Source organism: Bacillus sp. Xin1 (assembly GCF_013314535.1).
Taxonomy (GTDB): Bacteria; Bacillota; Bacilli; order Bacillales; family Bacillaceae_G; genus Bacillus_A.
In genome coordinates, this window is record NZ_JABUAE010000041.1 from 1 (window position 1) to 18468 (window position 18468).

17 protein-coding genes are annotated in these 18468 nt (G+C 36.9%); 10 read left to right on the forward strand and 7 right to left on the reverse strand.

The genetic code is table 11. The features are described 5' to 3' along the window. Positions 1-21: 21 nt before the first annotated feature. Complete coding sequence (locus HRG09_RS23345; RefSeq protein ID WP_174103175.1) at positions 22-1167, reverse strand: M20 peptidase aminoacylase family protein; 1146 nt, start codon at positions 1165-1167, stop codon at positions 22-24. A gap of 144 nt (positions 1168-1311) precedes the next feature. Next, entirely contained in the window at positions 1312-2220 is a 909-nt protein-coding gene (locus HRG09_RS23350; RefSeq protein ID WP_174103176.1) for an EamA family transporter, read from the reverse strand. A gap of 662 nt (positions 2221-2882) precedes the next feature. Between HRG09_RS23350 and HRG09_RS23355 the strand changes: the two genes are divergently transcribed. Then, positions 2883-3590 (forward strand): cytochrome c biogenesis CcdA family protein, encoded by a 708-nt coding sequence (locus HRG09_RS23355; protein ID WP_174103177.1) that lies wholly within the window; start codon positions 2883-2885, stop codon positions 3588-3590. An 89-nt stretch (positions 3591-3679) separates the two neighbouring features. After that, the gene (locus tag HRG09_RS23360; RefSeq protein WP_174103178.1) at positions 3680-4186 is read left to right on the forward strand and encodes a CcdC family protein; all 507 of its coding nucleotides are present in this window, start codon (positions 3680-3682) and stop codon (positions 4184-4186) included. Between the two features lie 26 nt (positions 4187-4212). On the opposite strand, the gene HRG09_RS23365 is transcribed toward HRG09_RS23360, so the two are convergent. Continuing rightward, positions 4213-4644, reverse strand: coding sequence for a DUF2621 domain-containing protein (locus tag HRG09_RS23365; RefSeq protein WP_174103179.1), 432 nt, complete (start codon positions 4642-4644; stop codon positions 4213-4215). 104 nt (positions 4645-4748) lie between these two features. Next, positions 4749-5045 carry a hypothetical protein gene (locus tag HRG09_RS23370; RefSeq protein WP_174103180.1) on the reverse strand — a complete coding sequence of 99 codons (297 nt, stop codon included), beginning with the start codon at positions 5043-5045 and terminating at the stop codon, positions 4749-4751. A 261-nt stretch (positions 5046-5306) separates the two neighbouring features. Between HRG09_RS23370 and HRG09_RS23375 the strand changes: the two genes are divergently transcribed. Next, the gene (locus HRG09_RS23375) at positions 5307-5906 is read left to right on the forward strand and encodes an AAA family ATPase (RefSeq protein ID WP_174103181.1); all 600 of its coding nucleotides are present in this window, start codon (positions 5307-5309) and stop codon (positions 5904-5906) included. An 83-nt stretch (positions 5907-5989) separates the two neighbouring features. Here HRG09_RS23375 and HRG09_RS23380 read toward each other — a convergent pair whose 3' ends face one another. Both HRG09_RS23380 and HRG09_RS23385 read right to left on the reverse strand, forming a co-directional pair. Continuing rightward, complete coding sequence (locus HRG09_RS23380) at positions 5990-6550, reverse strand: class I SAM-dependent methyltransferase (RefSeq protein WP_174103182.1); 561 nt, start codon at positions 6548-6550, stop codon at positions 5990-5992. A gap of 119 nt (positions 6551-6669) precedes the next feature. Beyond that, on the reverse strand, positions 6670-7626 hold the full coding sequence (locus HRG09_RS23385; protein ID WP_174103183.1) for a class I SAM-dependent methyltransferase: 957 nt from the start codon (positions 7624-7626) through the stop codon (positions 6670-6672). A 197-nt stretch (positions 7627-7823) separates the two neighbouring features. Here HRG09_RS23385 and hutP point away from each other — a divergent pair, with 197 nt between their 5' ends. The 7 genes from hutP to HRG09_RS23420 all read left to right on the forward strand — a co-directional run bounded on the left by hutP (position 7824) and on the right by HRG09_RS23420 (position 16758). Continuing rightward, the gene (gene hutP / locus HRG09_RS23390; protein ID WP_098338372.1) at positions 7824-8264 is read left to right on the forward strand and encodes a histidine utilization transcription antiterminator HutP; all 441 of its coding nucleotides are present in this window, start codon (positions 7824-7826) and stop codon (positions 8262-8264) included. A 103-nt stretch (positions 8265-8367) separates the two neighbouring features. Further along, positions 8368-9885, forward strand: a complete 1518-nt coding sequence (gene hutH, locus HRG09_RS23395) for a histidine ammonia-lyase (protein WP_174103184.1) — start codon at positions 8368-8370, stop codon at positions 9883-9885. A 23-nt stretch (positions 9886-9908) separates the two neighbouring features. Further along, positions 9909-11567 carry a urocanate hydratase gene (gene hutU, locus HRG09_RS23400; protein ID WP_174103185.1) on the forward strand — a complete coding sequence of 553 codons (1659 nt, stop codon included), beginning with the start codon at positions 9909-9911 and terminating at the stop codon, positions 11565-11567. Between the two features lie 13 nt (positions 11568-11580). Further along, positions 11581-12852, forward strand: coding sequence for an imidazolonepropionase (hutI, locus tag HRG09_RS23405; protein ID WP_174103186.1), 1272 nt, complete (start codon positions 11581-11583; stop codon positions 12850-12852). Further along, positions 12831-13799 carry a formimidoylglutamase gene (gene hutG, locus HRG09_RS23410; RefSeq protein ID WP_174103187.1) on the forward strand — a complete coding sequence of 323 codons (969 nt, stop codon included), beginning with the start codon at positions 12831-12833 and terminating at the stop codon, positions 13797-13799. Before hutI ends, hutG begins: the two co-directional genes overlap by 22 nt. Positions 13800-13968: 169 nt before the next feature. Then, positions 13969-15096 (forward strand): alkene reductase, encoded by a 1128-nt coding sequence (locus HRG09_RS23415; RefSeq protein WP_174103188.1) that lies wholly within the window; start codon positions 13969-13971, stop codon positions 15094-15096. Positions 15097-15183: 87 nt separating this feature from the next. After that, positions 15184-16758 (forward strand): FMN-binding glutamate synthase family protein, encoded by a 1575-nt coding sequence (locus tag HRG09_RS23420; RefSeq protein ID WP_174103189.1) that lies wholly within the window; start codon positions 15184-15186, stop codon positions 16756-16758. 71 nt (positions 16759-16829) lie between these two features. Here the strand turns inward: HRG09_RS23420 and HRG09_RS23425 are convergent, their stop codons facing one another. Further along, positions 16830-18371, reverse strand: a complete 1542-nt coding sequence (locus HRG09_RS23425; protein WP_174103190.1) for a BA3702 family sensor histidine kinase — start codon at positions 18369-18371, stop codon at positions 16830-16832. Positions 18372-18468 lie beyond the last annotated feature (97 nt).

Genomic DNA, 18468 nt, shown 5'->3' on the forward strand with positions numbered 1-18468 from the left:
AATGATCTTAACGGCTTTTATTTATCGTAATTTGTTAATAGCTTCTTGAGCTAATAAAGCAAAGTATTGTGCGCTAATAGGTAATGCTTCTTCATCTAATGTAAAGGCAGGATGATGCCATTCATGTGTACCAGCTGTTCCCATAAAGACGAATGAACCAGGGATTTCTTGCTGATAAAAGGAAAAATCTTCTCCAGCCATCGATGGTTTTGGAGAGATAATATGCAAGTTCATTTGCTCGGCGATGCGAGTTGACAATGCAGTAAGGTCTGTATCGTTATAAACAGAAGGAGGCCCTGGATACCAGTGAAGTCTTGCTTGGACACCAAGAGCTTCAGCGACGCCTTTAATAACACGCTTCATCAATTCGGGGATTTTTGTACGTGTTTCTGCCTGAAATGTACGGACAGTTCCTTCTAAAGTTGCTTTTTCAGGAATAACGTTCCATGTATTTCCTGAATGGATATTTGTTACGCTTATGACGGCGTTATGAAAAGAACTAATATTTCGACTTACAATTGTTTGCAGTGCCATAACAATTTGGGATGAAGCTACAATCGGGTCAACACCAGCATCAGGTACAGCTGCATGTGTTCCGATCCCTTTAATTTCGATTTCAAAACGGTCGACTCCAGCCATTAATGGACCATCTTTAATACCGATTGTTCCAACTGGTAAATCCGGTTTATTGTGCATACCAAAGATTGCTTGAACATCTTGTAAATGACCTGCTTCTATTACTTTACGTGCTCCATCCCCGCTTTCTTCAGCAGCTTGGAATATGAACCTAACAGTACCGTTAAGTGAAGATTCATTGGCCTTTAATAAGTAGGCTGCACCTAGAATGGAAGCGGTGTGAAAATCATGTCCACATGCATGCATTTTTCCAGAGTTTTTAGAAGCGTAAGATAAATTCGTTTCTTCGTGTATAGGAAGAGCGTCAATATCGGCACGGAGCGCAACGATTGGACCATTTTTATTACCAGAAACCTCAGCAATTACTCCAGTTTTTAGATCAGAATTAATAATTGTGATGTTAGCATCGTTTAACCAGTTACGTATCGCTTTTGTTGTTTCGAATTCTTCGTAAGATAGTTCTGGATACTGATGTAAATGACGGCGGATAGATATTATTTTTTCTGTTAATTGATTTGTGATAGGTTTCATTATATTATGTGCCTTCTTTCTCAAGGTAAATTTCAATTGGTGGTTTTAGTAAAATATATTTATTAGCAATTATATAGGAGTTTAGCGCTTTTGAAAGAACCTATAAGAAAAAAGAGGTTTCTCAAATGAGAAGCCTCTTTTCTTTTATGCAGCAACTTTCTTATGTGTATGATGTTTTCGATAACGCCCGCGCATCGTATACGCAATTTGCGGAATTGCAATTCCAACTAAAATAAGCGCCACACCAAGCCATTGAGAAGAAAGTACTGCTTCTTTTAATACAAATACAGACATAATTGTTGTAACAGGTAGTTCAGCTGCACCAAGAATAGTTGCTAAGCCAGAACCGATTTTGGGGATTCCGATTGTGAAGGCGATGGATGGAATAACAATACTAAACGTTCCGAGTCCTAAACCATACTTCCAAAGTCCTTGTGAAATCGCCCCATTAAAAATAAATGTTGGTGGAAATACAATCATTACTAAAGTTAAAGCACCGGTCATTAAAAGAACGCCTCGTGGTAAGGATGGTACTTCAACAGCAACTTTACCACTGACAAAAATGTAGGTTGCAAAGGTAACAGCAGATAGTAAACCTAATATGATTCCAGTTGTATCGAAATCACCTGCTGATTTTTCTAATAATCCGCTCGATAAGAATGTACCAGCAAGCAAAAAGACAACAGAAATAACTTTTTCTCTTGATGGTAATGTTTTTGTCGCAATAGCTTCAATGATAATTCCTACCCAAACGAATTGGAATAAAAGGATAATAGCAATTGATGCCGGTACAGTTTTCAGTGAAGCGTAATAAAAAATTCCTGTGAAACTTGCAGATGTTCCAGCGACAAATAAAATAAGCATTTGTTTAAGTGGAACGCGGTGTCTAGAAAATAGGAGTGTAATTCCAAGCAAAATAAACCAACCGAACAAATATTGACTACCAATTACTTCTCCAAGTGAAAATCCTTCTGCGTATGCAAGTTTAACAAAGATAGCTAAAATTCCATAGCTACATGCTCCCAATAAAACTAAAAGAGAATAACGAAGCATGAAAATTCCTCCCATCCTATATATTTAGTTGTTCCAAAACGGACATATATAACTAGATGGAAGTATACAAAATTAAAAATGAAGGGTCAAATGAAAGAAAAGTGTGACATTTTATAGGATAATAATAAAAATATGATATTTATGCATAATCTTGAAATTTATAATTATAGAAGCAATGTAAGATAAGGAATGAGTTGTATAAAGGTATCATTTGAAAAAAATATTTTTTTACAGGAAATGTCTCGTATACAGGGAAATTGTATACAAATAATTTGTTGTTTGGAAAGAGCTTTGATATGTTAATGAATAACAGAATATATTTATAATAGAAGAAAAATGAAAACGTTTTAGAAAAAATATAAATTCATTTTGATTTTTCGACGTATAAGCCATGGCTATGGATAACAAAGTGTGACTGCTACTTATTTTCTCTTTTTTTACTTGACATGGAGCAGGAAAGGGATCTGACCGCTTCTATGCATGGCGGGATGCTCTCTCTCTCGTCTAAAAAGATGGGTTTTCTTTCGGTTTTTTAATTTGTATTTATATAGCGGTGTATAGCTATTTTTCTTATTAAAATGTTGTAAATAGTGAATTCATGAATTGTTCATAGTATTTTCTGTTGTTTTTGCTACAATATTGAAGAGGAGAGGAGTGAAAGGATGCAAGACATTAATATTTTTTTAGCATTTGGGGCTGGTTTTTTATCATTTATTTCCCCTTGTTGTTTACCGCTTTATCCAGCATTTTTATCGTACATAACGGGAATGTCGATTTCTGAATTAAAAGAAGAAAATGCAATGCTTCGCAAAAGAAGTATGATACATACAGCGTTTTTCTTATTTGGATTTTCTATCGTATTTATTGCGATTGGATTTGGTACAAGTTTTATTGGATCATTCTTCCAAGATTACAAAGACTTAATTAGGCAGTTAGGAGCAATATTTATCATTGTATTCGGACTTGTAATTGTGGGAGTATTTAAGCCGAAGTTTTTAATGCAAGATCGTAAGTTTACATTTAAAAACCGTCCAAGTGGTTATATAGGATCTACTTTAATTGGTTTAGCATTTGCGGCTGGTTGGACGCCTTGTACAGGACCAATTTTAGTAACTGTAATTGGATTGGCTACCACGAATCCAGAGTCTGCAATGTTATATATGATTGCTTATATACTTGGATTTGCAATACCGTTTTTTATACTTTCATTTTTTATTACGAAAATGTCTTGGATTAAAAGGCATAGTGGGACGTTTGTGAAAGTAGGGGGATATATCATGATTGTTATGGGTATTTTCTTATACTTTAATTGGATGACAAAAATTATTGCATATTTCTCAAGCCTATTTGGTGGTTTCACCGGTTTTTAGTATTATTCTGTGAAAATGTTGGAAATACTAACAGAAAAGCATATAATGAAACTATATTTTCATATTGCCACAAAAAAGGATGAGAAAGTATGAACTTAGTTCTTTTATCAAGTATTATTGCTGTTTGTATGGCTGTAGGCGCGATGTTTATTCGTTTAAAAGCGGCAAAGAAACCAGCAACATTGAAGAAAATTATTCTCCCACCATTCTTTATGAGTACAGGGGCACTGATGTACATTTTTCCAGAATTTCGCCTAACACCAGCAGAAATGTTAGAAGCCATTGGTGTAGGTTTGTTTTTCTCAATTTTTCTGATTAAAACATCTAAATTTGAAGTGCGTGGACAAGATATTTATTTAAAGCGTTCAAAAGCTTTCGTATTTATCTTAATCGGCTTGCTCGTGGTACGTATTGTCTTTAAAACATATTTAAGTCAATCGCTTGATTTAGGGCAGCTAAGTGGTATGTTCTTCTTACTTGCTTTTGCAATGATTATCTCCTGGAGAATTGCGATGTACCGTTCCTTTACGAAATTACAAAAAGAAATGGAAAAAGAAGATGGGTTTTATAATGAGAAAGATATGAAGTTAACGTAAAAAACCTCAAGGCTCCTTGAGGTTTTTTATTTTGCTAAAAGTGATTGATAACGGGAATAATCAATTTGCTTTTCTTGTAATTTTTTAATTAAAAATTTATGATCTCGTTTTGGAGTTGCTACAATATATCCTTTAATAATTAAATCTTCAGTTATTTTCGAGGCTTTTTCTTTTAACGCTAGCTCTCCAATTTTACCAGCAATTTTCGATCTTGCGACATCACGGAAAAGTTCAGGGACTGGACTTACAAGTTCTTCTAACAATTGTTTTTGCTCATCATCCCATAAATGCCGCGTTTGATCGATATAGTGTTGTTCCCAATCTAAAATAGACATGCCGTCTTCTTTTGGTAGACGTTTCAAGAATTTTCGGAACATAAAGTATCCACCGATAGACATAAGGCCTAGTAAAATAACCGTCCAAGTAACAATAAACCAACTAAACCATCCTTCGAGCAAGTGTATACCTCCTTTGCGGTAGCAGTTTTCCTTTTACTAGTATTATAAGCAGTGAGATTGATAGAAAGCAAGAACGCTTGGCCATTTTGACCAAGCGTTATGAATTAAACGAAGTATAGTTGTTCGACACGTAATATATCATTATCATTTTCTAAATATTCAATGATAAGTGTACCCACTTTACGGTCTTTATCTTCAGTTGTGAAAATAGAGTAAGAAGTAAAACGTTTTGTTGATAGGCCGCTAATATGTGTAGGAAGAGAAATGTAGTCGTTATTGCGGAAGAACTCCATAAGTTCAACATCTTCAAATTGTTTTCGATCCACTGGTTGATTTGTATAGCGACGTTGTAGTTGTTTTAAAGATTCATTCCAAGAAATTACTTTTGTATCGTATACCATTTGTTCTATCTCCTTACTATATGTAATTATTAAGAACATATGTTCTAATCTAGTATACCTTGTTTTTAATGAAAGGGAAAGCAAAAAATAATGTAAGCTTGGCTTTCCAAGCTTACATAAAAGGCGTCCATAATCGTCTCTATTTTTTATTATAAGCTAGATGGAAATAGGAAACAAGGTAGGAAGTATTTTGTTGATAGTTTGTAAAATTCCGTTTATTGTAAAAAAAGAGGTTGATTTTAGTGAAAAAGGATGGGGAAAATGACGTATATCATTTCACTTCAAGGACCAATGGCAAGCGGGAAAACAACGTTAGCAAGGGGATTAGAGCAAAGAGGTTTTCAGATTATATATGAAAATTCTTATGAAATTGTAGAGAAGAGAAAAAAATTAAACTTGGATATTTACACAAAAGAGGGATTTATTACAAATCAAAAAATGTTTATGGAAGCAAAAATAAAACAATTTCAGAATGCACGAGGGGGAATTGTAATATTTGATCGTGGCCCAGAAGATATTGAATTTTATACGTTACATTTTCCAAAATTGATAGGGATGGATTGGGATATGGAACACGAACTAAAAGAAGAATTGTATCAATTAAGAAAATGTCGTTCGAATGCAATTTTGTATTTAGATGTTTCTAAAAAGAAATTGCAGGAGAGAAAGGAGAATGATACGTCGAGAAGGCGCAGTACATTTGGAGAGCAGTTAAATTTGGTAGAAACTGAAAGAGAATGGTATAAACAATTTCCAGTTACATATGTGAATACTGGTGGAGCGACAGTAGGGGGAACAGAGGAGTATTTTATAAAATGGATTAATGTAAAGATGGGAACTGAAAACTCATATAAAAGCTAGCATTTTGCTAGCTTTTATATGTGAAACGAATAGGTTTGCTTCATTACTCTGATTAAGATTTTTAAGGGAAGCACCTATTTAACTTAAGGTTTTATCGCATCTACAATTAATGATGGAAAAAGGAGTTGATCCCCTTGATTTCGTGGATCATATTTTTTTGAACGAAAAATAACTCCATCGGCTCCATCCCATTTACTGGAGTGAAAATTCCCCTCTTCATCACAATATTCAAGTAACTTCACTTCGAATCCAACAATTTCAAACATTTCCCTTAAAGTTTCATAATTATGAACGATTTTATGACTAGCTGCAGGATGGTCTTTAGGTCCAGGCCCCCCAACTTGTACACCCTCTTGGTATTCTTTATCTGGGAAAAATCCATCAGGAACCGCACATCGAATATAACCACCATGCTTTAAAAATTCATAACATACTTTCGCCGCTTCTATACCTTCTTCATATGATAAATGTTCCCATACATGCTCCGCTAAAATTACTGCTAAAGAATTAGGTTGAAACCTTTTTATCCAGTCTTTCCGTTTTAATAAATTCAATTCTTCTTCATTCGTATGTAACCAGCCAGGATTATTATTATATTGCCCCGCACCAATTACCAGCTTAATTTCTTCTTGTTTGATAGCCAATAGTTTCACCTCTTATATTTTTTATCGTTATATTATGTTTATTATATAAAAATTCCTTCATAGGGTATCACAATATCATCAACCTAAAAGAAATTTAAGGACTTTGTTCTAAAGTAGATTCAAGCTTGTTTTGTACATCGATAAATAGCAAGTGTTTTTGGATCACGCCATACTCCGCCATGAAGAGATAATTCATTTTCTATTTCAATGGTCAGCCATTCTTTTAGTTCTGAATGAAGATGAATGTCATCAGGTATGTTTAAAGATGGAAACATGCTAGAGATATAGTTAACGATAGGTGTAGCATGATGAAATAAAAGTGCATTATGGATAACCGTTTCCTCCACAGTTTCAAAAACAGATTGCAGTAATTGTTTTCCGTTTTCTAAACAAAATGGAGAAGCTGATGGTGATTTTTCGGGTAAATCGAATGCGACTAACATTTTGTTACACATCTCATCCATACGGGATAACGAAATTTTGGAATTTGTTGTAGCTAGGAACCTGCCTCCAGGAAAAATCACTTTATGGAATCCTTGAATTGTTTTTTCAACATCCGTCATGTGATACAGCATATGTCTTGCGACGATCCAATCATAAGAATCAGCTGAGAAAGGTAGTTTGGTAGCGTCTCCGAGTTTCCATTCAATATTTACATGTTGCTGCGCTCCATTCAAAGCAGCTTCACGTAGCATAGCTGTAGATTGATCTAGACCAGTGAGATGTCCCTTATGACCGTTTTTTTGTAGCAGTGAGAGGAATTTTCCGTTAGCGCATCCAACTTCTAATATTTTTTCTGTTCCTTGTAATTGTAGATGGCCTATTACAATTTCATCTAAGTTTACTCGTTGTTCCTCATATTTTTTATGAGTATCGATCCGTGTTTGTAGATGGATACTAGCGGCATATTGCCTTTTTACATCATTCATCTTTTCTGATTCCACCTTTACACAAAATTGCTGAATAGCATGTGTTAACACATCTGTTTTATTTAGACCTTCATAATGAAGTGCTGCTTCAAATCTTCCTAGTAATCTTTCGTCAATTCGAAAGTGAATATCTTTTCTCTTAACCAATTTTGGTCCTCCTTACAGCTGTTAGTGAGACTATAGCATGTTAAAAAATTTTCTGTAAATAGATTGTGTACACAACAGTAACAGATTATTAAAAAAATTCATTCAAATAATCATTTAAACTATTGACGATTTAACCGTTTTCATATATTCTTAAATTAAGTAATATTCAAATAATTCACAAGAAATGAGAGAGTCACATGCTTCTTCAAGGAACACATCGAATTGGTCGTATGGCCATGTTGTTGGCGCTTGCGGATGAGAATGAAAGCCCTGTATTATCCATTCCAAAAGGTTGGAAATGTTGTACTGGGAAAGTGGGTTCGATGAATTCGCAAAAGGTTGTCGCAGCAATGGAAACAGCGGCTAAAAGCAACCAAGTTATTGAAACAGACGTTTACAGAGAAACGCATGCACTTTATCATGCAATTATGGAAGCGTTGTACGGAGTAACGAGAGGTCAAATTCAGTTAGCAGACGTTCTTCGTACAGTAGGTCTTCGGTTTGCAATTGTACGCGGCACACCATACGACGGAAAGAAAGAAGGCGAATGGGTTGCTGTTGCTCTTTATGGAACGATAGGTGCGCCTGTAAAAGGGTCTGAGCATGAGGCGATTGGTTTAGGAATTAATCACATATGATTTGCCCATAGTCTATTAGTTAGAAGGGGGCCTTGCTTTTTGGGACAGAAGTCTGTCTTAAAAATGTAAGGTCCCCTTTTGCTCTTTTTAAGGAGGAAACAGGATGATTACGTTAACAGGACATTCATTAACAGTAGAAGAAATGAAACGATTGTTGTTTGAAGGAGAAGGTGTAACAGCTTGTCCAAGCAGCATGCAAAAAGTAGCGGAGTGCCGTGAAGCTGTTGAAAAAATTGTAGAAGATGGAAAGGTTGTTTACGGTATTACAACTGGGTTTGGGAAGTTTAGTGATGTATTTATTCAAAAGGATGATGTGAAGAAACTTCAACATAATTTAATTCAATCACATGCATGTGGAGTTGGCGATCCATTCCCTGAAGAAGTGTCACGTGGAATGCTAATTTTACGCGCTAATACGATGTTAAAAGGAGTATCGGGTGTTCGCCCACTTGTTGTGAATATGTTATTAGAATTTGTAAATCGTAAAATTCACCCAGTTATCCCGCAGCAAGGCTCATTAGGCGCGAGTGGTGATTTAGCTCCATTATCCCATCTTGCTCTTGTTTTATTGGGGGAAGGGGAAGTGTTTTATAAAGGGAAACGCGTCCATGCGATGGTAGCTCTTACGGAAGAAGGTTTAGAGCCAATCGAATTAGAAGCGAAAGAAGGGCTTGCATTAATCAATGGTACGCAAGCGATGACAGCGCAAGGAATTCTCTCTTATATAGAAGCTGAGGCAATTGCTTATCAATCAGAATTAATTGCTTCCATGACAATCGAAGGGTTACGCGGCATTATTGATGCATTTGATGAAAATGTTCATAAAGCTCGTGGATATAAAGAGCAAGTGGAAGTTGCAAAACGTATTCGTGATGTGCTTCAAGATAGCAAGCTTGTAACAAAGCAAGGGGAACTGCGTGTACAAGATGCATATTCACTTCGCTGTATTCCGCAGGTTCATGGTGCTTCTTGGCAAGTTTTAAATTACGTAAAAGAAAAATTAGAAATTGAAATGAACGCAGCAACAGATAACCCACTGATTTTTGATGGTGGAGAAAAAGTAATTTCTGGTGGGAACTTCCACGGTCAACCAATTGCATTTGCAATGGACTTCTTGAAGGTTGGAATGGCGGAACTTGCAAATATCTCTGAACGTCGTATCGAGCGTCTTGTAAACCCGCAGTTAAATGATTTACCACCATTTTTAAGTCCAGAGCCAGGATTACAGTCTGGTGCAATGATTATGCAGTACGCAGCAGCTTCACTTGTTTCAGAAAATAAAACGTTAGCGCATCCAGCAAGTGTTGACTCAATCCCATCATCAGCTAACCAAGAGGATCATGTAAGTATGGGAACAATCGCTTCACGTCATGCACATCAAATTATTCAAAACGTAAGACGTGTTCTTGCAATTGAAATGATTTGCGCAATGCAAGCTGCTGAATACCGTGGTACCCAAGAGATGAGTACAGTAACGAAAGCGTTTTATCACCAAGGACGTCAGCAAGTGCCTTCCATTACAAATGATCGTATTTTCTCAACAGATATTGAAAATATTGCACATTGGTTAAAAACAAGTCGCTTTACATTAGAACGATTGGATGCAAATGCAACACTATAAAAAGGAAAAAGGGAGAGATTAAAATGGAAAACGTAAAACAAACAATTCGCGCGCCAAGAGGAACAGAATTACAAACTAAGGGCTGGATTCAAGAAGCGGCACTTCGTATGTTAATGAATAACTTAGATCCGGAAGTAGCAGAAAAACCAGAAGAGTTAGTTGTTTACGGCGGTATTGGCCGTGCAGCTCGTAACTGGGATAGCTATCATGCAATTGTTGATTCGTTAAAAACTTTAGAGAGTGATGAAACATTACTTGTTCAATCTGGGAAACCAGTTGCTATTTTTAAATCACATGAAGATGCACCGCGCGTTCTTTTAGCAAATTCAAACTTAGTACCGAAGTGGGCGAACTGGGATCACTTCCGCGAGCTTGAGAAAAAGGGCCTTATGATGTATGGGCAAATGACAGCTGGTAGCTGGATTTATATCGGCACACAAGGGATTTTACAAGGAACATATGAAACATTTGGAGAAGCAGCACGCCAACACTTTGATGGTTCATTAAAAGGGACATTAACACTTACTGCTGGTTTAGGCGGTATGGGTGGTGCGCAACCTCTTGCTGTTACGATGAACGGCGGGGTAGTCATTGCAATTGATGTAGATAAGCGTAGCATCGATCGCCGTATTGAAAAAAGGTATTGTGATATGTACACAGAATCTCTAGAAGAGGCGCTAGCTGTTGCGAAAGAATATAAAGAAAAGAAAGAGCCGATTTCAATTGGACTATTGGGAAATGCTGCAGAAATTTTACCAGAGCTTGTAAAACGTGATATTACACCAGACTTAGTGACAGATCAAACGTCTGCACATGATCCGTTAAACGGTTATGTTCCAGTAGGTTATTCATTAGAAGAAGCGGCAAAACTTCGTGAAGAAGATCCAGAACGCTACGTTCAATTATCAAAAGAAAGTATGAAAAAACATGTAGAAGCAATGCTTACGATGCAGGCAAAAGGTGCAATTACATTTGATTACGGTAATAATATTCGCCAAGTTGCTTTCGATGAAGGATTACAAAATGCATTTGATTTCCCAGGATTCGTTCCAGCGTTTATTCGTCCATTATTCTGCGAAGGAAAAGGACCATTCCGCTGGGTAGCACTTTCTGGTGACCCAGAAGATATTTATAAAACGGACGAAGTAATTTTACGTGAGTTTGCGGATAACGAGCATTTATGTAATTGGATTCGTATGGCACGTCAGCAAGTTGAGTTCCAAGGGCTTCCATCACGTATTTGTTGGCTTGGTTATGGTGAACGTGCAAAATTTGGTCGTATCATCAATGAAATGGTTGCAAGTGGTGAATTGTCAGCACCAATCGTTATCGGTCGTGACCATCTAGATTGTGGATCTGTAGCTTCACCAAACCGTGAAACAGAAGCGATGAAAGATGGTAGTGATGCAGTTGCAGATTGGCCAATTTTAAATGCATTAATTAATAGTGTAAACGGTGCAAGTTGGGTATCTGTTCACCACGGCGGCGGAGTTGGTATGGGATATTCACTTCACGCTGGAATGGTTATTGTGGCAGACGGAACAGAAGCGGCAGGAAAACGTATTGAACGCGTATTAACTTCTGACCCTGGTATGGGAGTTGTTCGTCACGTTGACGCAGGATATGACTTAGCTGTTGAAACAGCAAAAGAAAAAGGCGTTAACATTCCAATGATGAAATAAGGAGGAAGAAAACATGCTGGACATTTTACTAACGAATATCGGTCAATTGCTAACAATGGATCAAGAAGATGGCTTGTTAAGACAGGAAGCGATGAACACGCTTCCTGTTATCGAAAATGGTGCAGTCGGTATTGAAGATGGCGTGATTACTTTCGTTGGAACAGCGGAAGAAGCAAAAGGTTTACAAGCAAAAGAAGTTATCGATTGCGAAGGAAAGATGGTTTCTCCGGGTCTTGTTGACCCACATACACACCTTGTATTTGGTGGATCTCGTGAGAATGAAATTGCTCTTAAGTTACAGGGAGTACCGTATTTAGAAATTTTAGAGCAAGGTGGCGGCATTCTTTCAACTGTAAACGCAACGAAGCAAGCATCGAAAGAAGAGCTTGTGCAAAAGGCGAAGTTTCATTTGGATCGCATGCTGTCGTTCGGAGTTACAACAGTGGAAGCGAAAAGTGGCTACGGATTAGATGATGAAACAGAGTGGAAGCAATTAGAAGTGACAGCCCAGCTTCAAAAAGAGCATGCAATTGATTTAGTTTCAACATTTTTAGGAGCACATGCTGTTCCGAAAGAATACAAAGGAAAATCAAAAGAATTTTTACAATGGATGCTAGATTTATTGCCAGAGATGAAAGAAAAACAATTAGCGGAGTTCGTTGATATCTTCTGTGAAACAGGGGTATTCTCTGTAGAAGAATCGAAAGAGTTTTTATTAAAAGCAAAAGAACTTGGATTTGATGTGAAAATTCATGCAGATGAAATTGACCCACTTGGTGGTGCGGAAGCAGCGGCAGAAATTGGTGCAGCATCAGCCGATCATTTAGTTGGAGCATCAGATAAAGGAATTGAAATGCTTGCAAACTCAAATACAGTTGCTACGCTACTTCCAGGAACAACTTTCTATTTAAATAAAGAAAGTTTTGCACGTGGGCGCAAAATGATTGACGAAGGTGTAGCAGTTGCTTTAGCGACTGATTTTAACCCAGGTAGCTGTCCAACTGAAAACATCCAGCTGATTATGAGTATTGCAATGTTGAAATTGAAAATGACACCAGAAGAAGTTTGGAACGCTGTAACAGTTAACTCAGCGTACGCAATTAACCGCGGTGATGTTGCTGGGAAAATTCGCGTCGGACGTAAGGCGGACCTAGTTTTATGGGATGCATATAATTATGCGTATGTACCGTATCATTACGGTGTGAGTCATGTGAATACAGTATGGAAGAATGGTAATCTTGCATATACAAGAGGTGACAAAGCGTGGAGCAAGGCCACTATTTAAAGAAAAATGCAAAGTTTATAGATCGTGAAGTAACGAAATGGAGCGATATAATTAAAGTTTGGGATGGGGAAGAAATCTTTGGATCGGCTTTAATTGGTGCACCGCTCTCTAAACCTTCTATTAGTCATTCAGGTGCATGTTTTGCACCGAAAACCATTCGTGCAATGCTAGATGCATATAGCACATATGCGATTACAGAAGAGCATGATATGAAAGAAAGCGTCCTGTATGATTGCGGTGATATTACGATGCATGTAACAGACATAAAAGAAAGTCATGCTCGCATAGCCAAGACACTTGGTCATTTGACGACAGTAAATTCGCAAATGGTACCGATTGTTCTTGGAGGAGATCATTCTATTAGCTTTCCTAGTATAAGTGGGTTCGCAAGTAGTAAAGGGAAAGTCGGCATTATTCAATTTGATGCACATCATGATTTACGTAATTTAGAAGATGGGGGACCATCGAATGGAACGCCATTTCGTAGTTTAATAGAAAATGATGTCATTACAGGGAAGCAACTTGTTCAAATTGGTATTCGCAATTTCTCAAATGCTCGTACGTACCATGAATATGCAAAAGAGCACGGTGTGACGGTGTATACAATGAAGCATGTACGAGAGAGAGCAATAAAGGATATTATTACAGAAAGTATCGAGATTTTACGTAGACAAGGCGTTACAGCTATTTATGTTTCTGTCGATATGGATGTATTAGATCAAGCGTTTGCACCAGGGTGTCCAGCCATTGGACCAGGTGGTATGGATAGTACGACGCTGCTTGATGCGATTACGGCGCTTGGTCAAGAACCGCTTGTCCAAGGTATGGACATTGTAGAAATTGATCCAACGCTTGATTTTCGTGATATGACGAGTCGTGTGGCTGCTCAAGTGATTATGAGTTTTCTGTTAGCAAGAGAAACGGTTCGTAAGCAGGTTAGCATATAAAAAAGAAACCTCTCCTTATTTGGAGAGGTTTCTTTTTATTGTTCTATATACGAATATTATGTGATAAGAGCTTATAAATTGACGTACTAGCTTGTGAAAAATATGATTCATATATGAAATATTTTTACGTTTAAAATATTTTATTATAAAAGGTATAGGGGGAATCAAAATGACAAATTCAAAGAGAAAAACAGCAAGTATATATGAAGGCACGAATATAAACAATTGGGGATCATTTCAAAATGTGGAAGAAACAAAGTTATTTGATCCGATTCAAATTGGCACTTGGTCTCTTCGTAATCGCGTGGCAATGGCACCGATGACGCGTTGTTTTGCTGATGACAAAACGGGAGTAGTTGGCGGTGATGTGGCTGAGTATTATCGTAAACGAGCGGCTGATGGCGTGGGACTTATTATTACAGAAGGAATTGTCATTAGTCCGAGAGCGAAGGGGAATCCAGGTGTTCCAGGTCTTTATACAAGGGACCAAATTGAGTCTTGGAAGCCAGTAACAGAGGCGGTACATAATGAAGGTGGAACCATTATTGCGCAAATATGGCATGTAGGGCGTATGAGTCATCATGAACTAACGGGTGGATTCTCACCACAAGCACCTTCAGCTATAGCAGCACAAGGAAATGTCCCTCGTTATCGGAAGCCTTTTGATACACCAGAAGCAATGACGATAGAAGAAATTCAAGAAACGGTCGAACAGTATGCGCAAGCTGCTAGGAATGCAATAGAAGCGGGTTTCGATGGGGTAGAAATTCATGGGGCACATGGGTATTTAATTGATCAATTTACTTATGAATTTGCGAATCATCGCAAGGATCAATATGGCGGAGATTTAAAACAAAGGTTAACGTTTATGAAAGAAGTATTACAAGCTGTTATAAGTGCGATTGGTGCAGATAAAACGCTTATTCGTTTTTCGGCATTTAAAGGTGATAACCCTAGCTATATGTGGGAAGATCCTGAAGCGGCAATTCAAACTTTCGTAGAGATGTTCCATGAAGTAGGACTAACGATGATCCACCCTTCAACAATGAATTATACGCAAGTTATAGCTGACGGAAAAAACTTGCATCAGTTAGTTCGTAAATATTGGAATGGCATAATTGTAGGAGTGGGGAATTTAAATCCAAAAGAGGCAGAAGAAGCACTACAAGAAGGAGCAATTGATGTAGTAGCATTTGGTAGACCATTGATTGCTAATCCGGATTTTGTGCATCGTGTTAAGCTTGGGGAAAGTTTAGAGGAATACGATGCAAAGCAGCATCTTGCTACATTAGTATGAATAATAATAAAAGAAGAACACATAGGGTGTTCTTCTTTTATTGTGTAAGAAAAAATATTAGAAAATGGTCTGATAGGAGGAGCGAAAGTGAATGAAACGCTACTCGTTATGATTAGTATATTACTATTGTTATTAATACTTTTTATCGCCTTTTTTATGGTTACATTTTTTATAAAGAAACGAACTCATCACTCTATCTTAAAACTTCATCCCTACTTAGGGAGGATGCGGTTTTTACTGGAAAAGATAGGACCTGAATTTCGGCAGTATTGGTTTGATAATGATACAGACGGAAAACCTTTTTCACGTTATGATTTTCAAAGTGTAATGTTTTTAGCAAAATATCGATCTGAAGTTCTTGGTTTTGGTTCAAAGCGGGATTTTGAGGCATCTGGATATTATATTGCAAACACTTTATTCCCAATTCTTACAGAAGAACTCAATGTGGACCTCTCCGAAGAGGGGGCTGCAAAAAAATATGTAATTCATAAAGAAGGTTTGTTTTCTAGAAAAGAAAAATTAACTTCAGATGCAACAAATCTTTGGCTATATGAGGAAGATGATGCAATTGTAGTTGGAGAGAATCGTAAATACCCATGGAAAGTATATGGAATGTTTGGAGCGTCTGCCACTTCTTATGGTGCAATAGGTGAAAATTATATTTTATCTACAGGATATGGTTCGAAAATGGCAGGGGGTTCATGGATTAATACAGGTGAGGGTGGTGTAATTCCAGAGCATATACAAACAGGTGCAAATATTATTGCTCAAATCGGTCCGGGTTTATTTGGATATCGTGATGAAGAGGGGAATTTTTCAATGGATGAGTTCGTAGTTAAAGCTAAAGAACCGAATATTAAAGCATTCGAGCTGAAATTAGGGCAAGGGGCGAAAATATGCGGTGGTCATCTAGAAGGGAAAAAAGTGAATCAGAAAATAGCTGCTGTTCGAAAAGTAAAAGAGGGAGAAACGATTAACTCCCCAAATCGTTTTGCTTTTTTACATCATACCAAAGATGCCCTATGGTTTATTCGTGATTTGCAAGAAAAAGGTGGTAAACCGGTTGGAATGAAACTAGTCATTGGACAACAAAAGCCACTAGAAGAATTAATGCAAACGATGAAAGAGCTGAATATTTATCCGGACTTTATTACAATTGATGGTTCAGAAGGCGGTTCTGGTGCCACTTACAAATCGATGGCAGACAGTATGGGAATGCCCCTTATACCGGCGTTAATTACATTTGTTGACACAGCTTGTCGCTTTGGAATCCGAGATAAATTAAAGGTTTTTGCGTCGGGAAAGCTAGTAACGCCTGATAAAGTAGCTATAGCTTTAGCGATTGGCGCCGATGCAGTTAACTCTGCGCGTGGATTTATGATGGCAAGTGGCTGTATCATGGCACTTCAATGTAATTCAGGACAATGTCCTTCAGGTGTTGCAACGACGAACCCTCGTTACCAAAAAGCATTAGATCCAGATGAAAAACAGTGGCGGGTGATGAACTATATTATTGGCATGAGGTATAGTGTATTTGCTTTATCAGCGGCAGCAGGAGTGAAAAGTCCACGTCATTTAACAAGGGATCATATTGTATTTAAAGATGAAACGGGTAGTGTGATTCCGTTGTCGAAATTATTTCCGGTAGTAGGTGAAAAGTGAGGGGAATAGCGAGAAACATTCCTGGCACTTAGTGTTGGGAATGTGCAAAAAAAGAGTAAATGGTTTTGCATTTACTCTTTTTCTCTGTCGTTATTATGCTGAGGTGGGGAAACAGGTAAGTAAATATCTACAGTTGTTCCCTTATTTAATTTACTTGAAATTTGTAGCTTACCGTGATGTTCTTGGATAATTTTATAGCACATCATCAAGCCTAGTCCAGTTCCTTTTTCTTTTAAACTATAAAAAGGTTCTCCTAAACGAGAAATACGATCTTCGGGAATGCCACAGCCCTCATCTATAATACGTATTAAAATACAATCATTTTCCGGCTGCTTTATTTGAATGAAAATGTTCCCTCCACAGGGCATGGCTTCTATTGCATTTTTTAAAATGTTAATGAAGACTTGTTTTAATTGATTTCCATCGCATTGAATTTCGGGCATAACAGAAGAATGGTCCATGATAATATGTACACTATGCATAATTGCTGTAGGTAGAATGAAGGTCACAACTTCTTCAATTAATTTTTTGATTTGACAAGAATGGATAGATAAAACTTGTGGTTTAGACATTGCCATAAATTGGCTTGTGATTGATTCCATTTGTGAAATTTCACTTAACATCACATCTATATACCATTTGTTTTGTTCATTAATCTCAGGCTTTAATAATGTTAAGAATCCTTTTAACGCTGTTAATGGATTTCTTATTTCATGAGCGATTCCTGCTGTTAATTGTCCAACCACCGCTAATTTTTCAGATTTTCGTAGTAATTTTTCGGTTTTCTTTAGTTCAGTAACATCCCTACCCATAACAATGAGCCCTTTTCGTGAACCATCAGGATGAAAGAGTGGAACTTTTGAAAGATCTAAGATCATATTGGATGTACCCTTATGAATGATAAATTCTTCACCATGAATAATTTGTTTTTTTTGCCATGCAAGTTCATCAATTTCTTCGCAATGTAAAAACGCTTCACGATATGCCTCATTATATTGAATAAGTTCACTATCTTTTTTTCCGTGATACGGAACATCCTGGAAATCAAAGCAAGAAAGAGCGTAATCATTTGCTTCTAGCCAGCGCCCTTCATGATCTTTAAAAATGACAAAGGCAGGCATTGAGTCCATTAATGTACGCAGTCGTTTTTCGCTTTCTTTTAACATTTTTTCGATTCTTTCAGATTTTTCCAGCGGCTTCATAATTGCATATACACCTGAAAGTTGATTTTGAATAAAAATAGGGACTAATTTTGTAACTACATCTATTTGATATGCCTCTTTATGCAAAATAGAAAGTATGTATTCTTCTTGATTATCAGCTGTAGTATTATTTATTTGTTGTAGTACTTGATCAAAAATATGTGCTTCTAAAATAGAAGTAATTGTTTTCCCTGCTAATTCCTCTGAAGTATATCCCAATATTTTTTCTGCAGAGGGATTAATGTGTAATATGATTCCTTGTAAGTTCAATGAAATAATGCTATCAGGATTATGTTCGAAAAGGGATGCATACATTTCTGTTAAAGAATAATTTTGTGTATGATTTCGTAAACGACGAGGTATGACCAAGTGACGATTTTTTTGAATAGATGAGAACTTTTTGCGACTCATAATTTTTCCTCCGTGCAACTAGCATCTAAAACCGATTTATTAATCTGTTATAAATATAATATATGAAAAATGTTATATATTTCTATAAAAAACAAAA

Bases quoted from the DNA above. Each gene is read 5' to 3' on its own strand.
- HRG09_RS23425 (WP_174103190.1), bottom strand. From the start codon at position 18,371: ATGAGTCGCAAAAAGTTCTCATCTATTCAAAAAAATCGTCACTTGGTC.
- HRG09_RS23415 (WP_174103188.1), top strand. From the start codon at position 13,969: ATGACAAATTCAAAGAGAAAAACAGCAAGTATATATGAAGGCACGAAT.
- HRG09_RS23355 (WP_174103177.1), top strand. From the start codon at position 2,883: ATGCAAGACATTAATATTTTTTTAGCATTTGGGGCTGGTTTTTTATCA.
- hutU (WP_174103185.1), top strand. From the start codon at position 9,909: ATGGAAAACGTAAAACAAACAATTCGCGCGCCAAGAGGAACAGAATTA.
- HRG09_RS23350 (WP_174103176.1), bottom strand. From the start codon at position 2,220: ATGCTTCGTTATTCTCTTTTAGTTTTATTGGGAGCATGTAGCTATGGA.
- hutH (WP_174103184.1), top strand. From the start codon at position 8,368: ATGATTACGTTAACAGGACATTCATTAACAGTAGAAGAAATGAAACGA.
- HRG09_RS23360 (WP_174103178.1), top strand. From the start codon at position 3,680: ATGAACTTAGTTCTTTTATCAAGTATTATTGCTGTTTGTATGGCTGTA.
- HRG09_RS23370 (WP_174103180.1), bottom strand. From the start codon at position 5,045: ATGGTATACGATACAAAAGTAATTTCTTGGAATGAATCTTTAAAACAA.
- HRG09_RS23375 (WP_174103181.1), top strand. From the start codon at position 5,307: ATGACGTATATCATTTCACTTCAAGGACCAATGGCAAGCGGGAAAACA.
- HRG09_RS23345 (WP_174103175.1), bottom strand. From the start codon at position 1,167: ATGAAACCTATCACAAATCAATTAACAGAAAAAATAATATCTATCCGC.
- hutP (WP_098338372.1), top strand. From the start codon at position 7,824: ATGCTTCTTCAAGGAACACATCGAATTGGTCGTATGGCCATGTTGTTG.
- hutI (WP_174103186.1), top strand. From the start codon at position 11,581: ATGCTGGACATTTTACTAACGAATATCGGTCAATTGCTAACAATGGAT.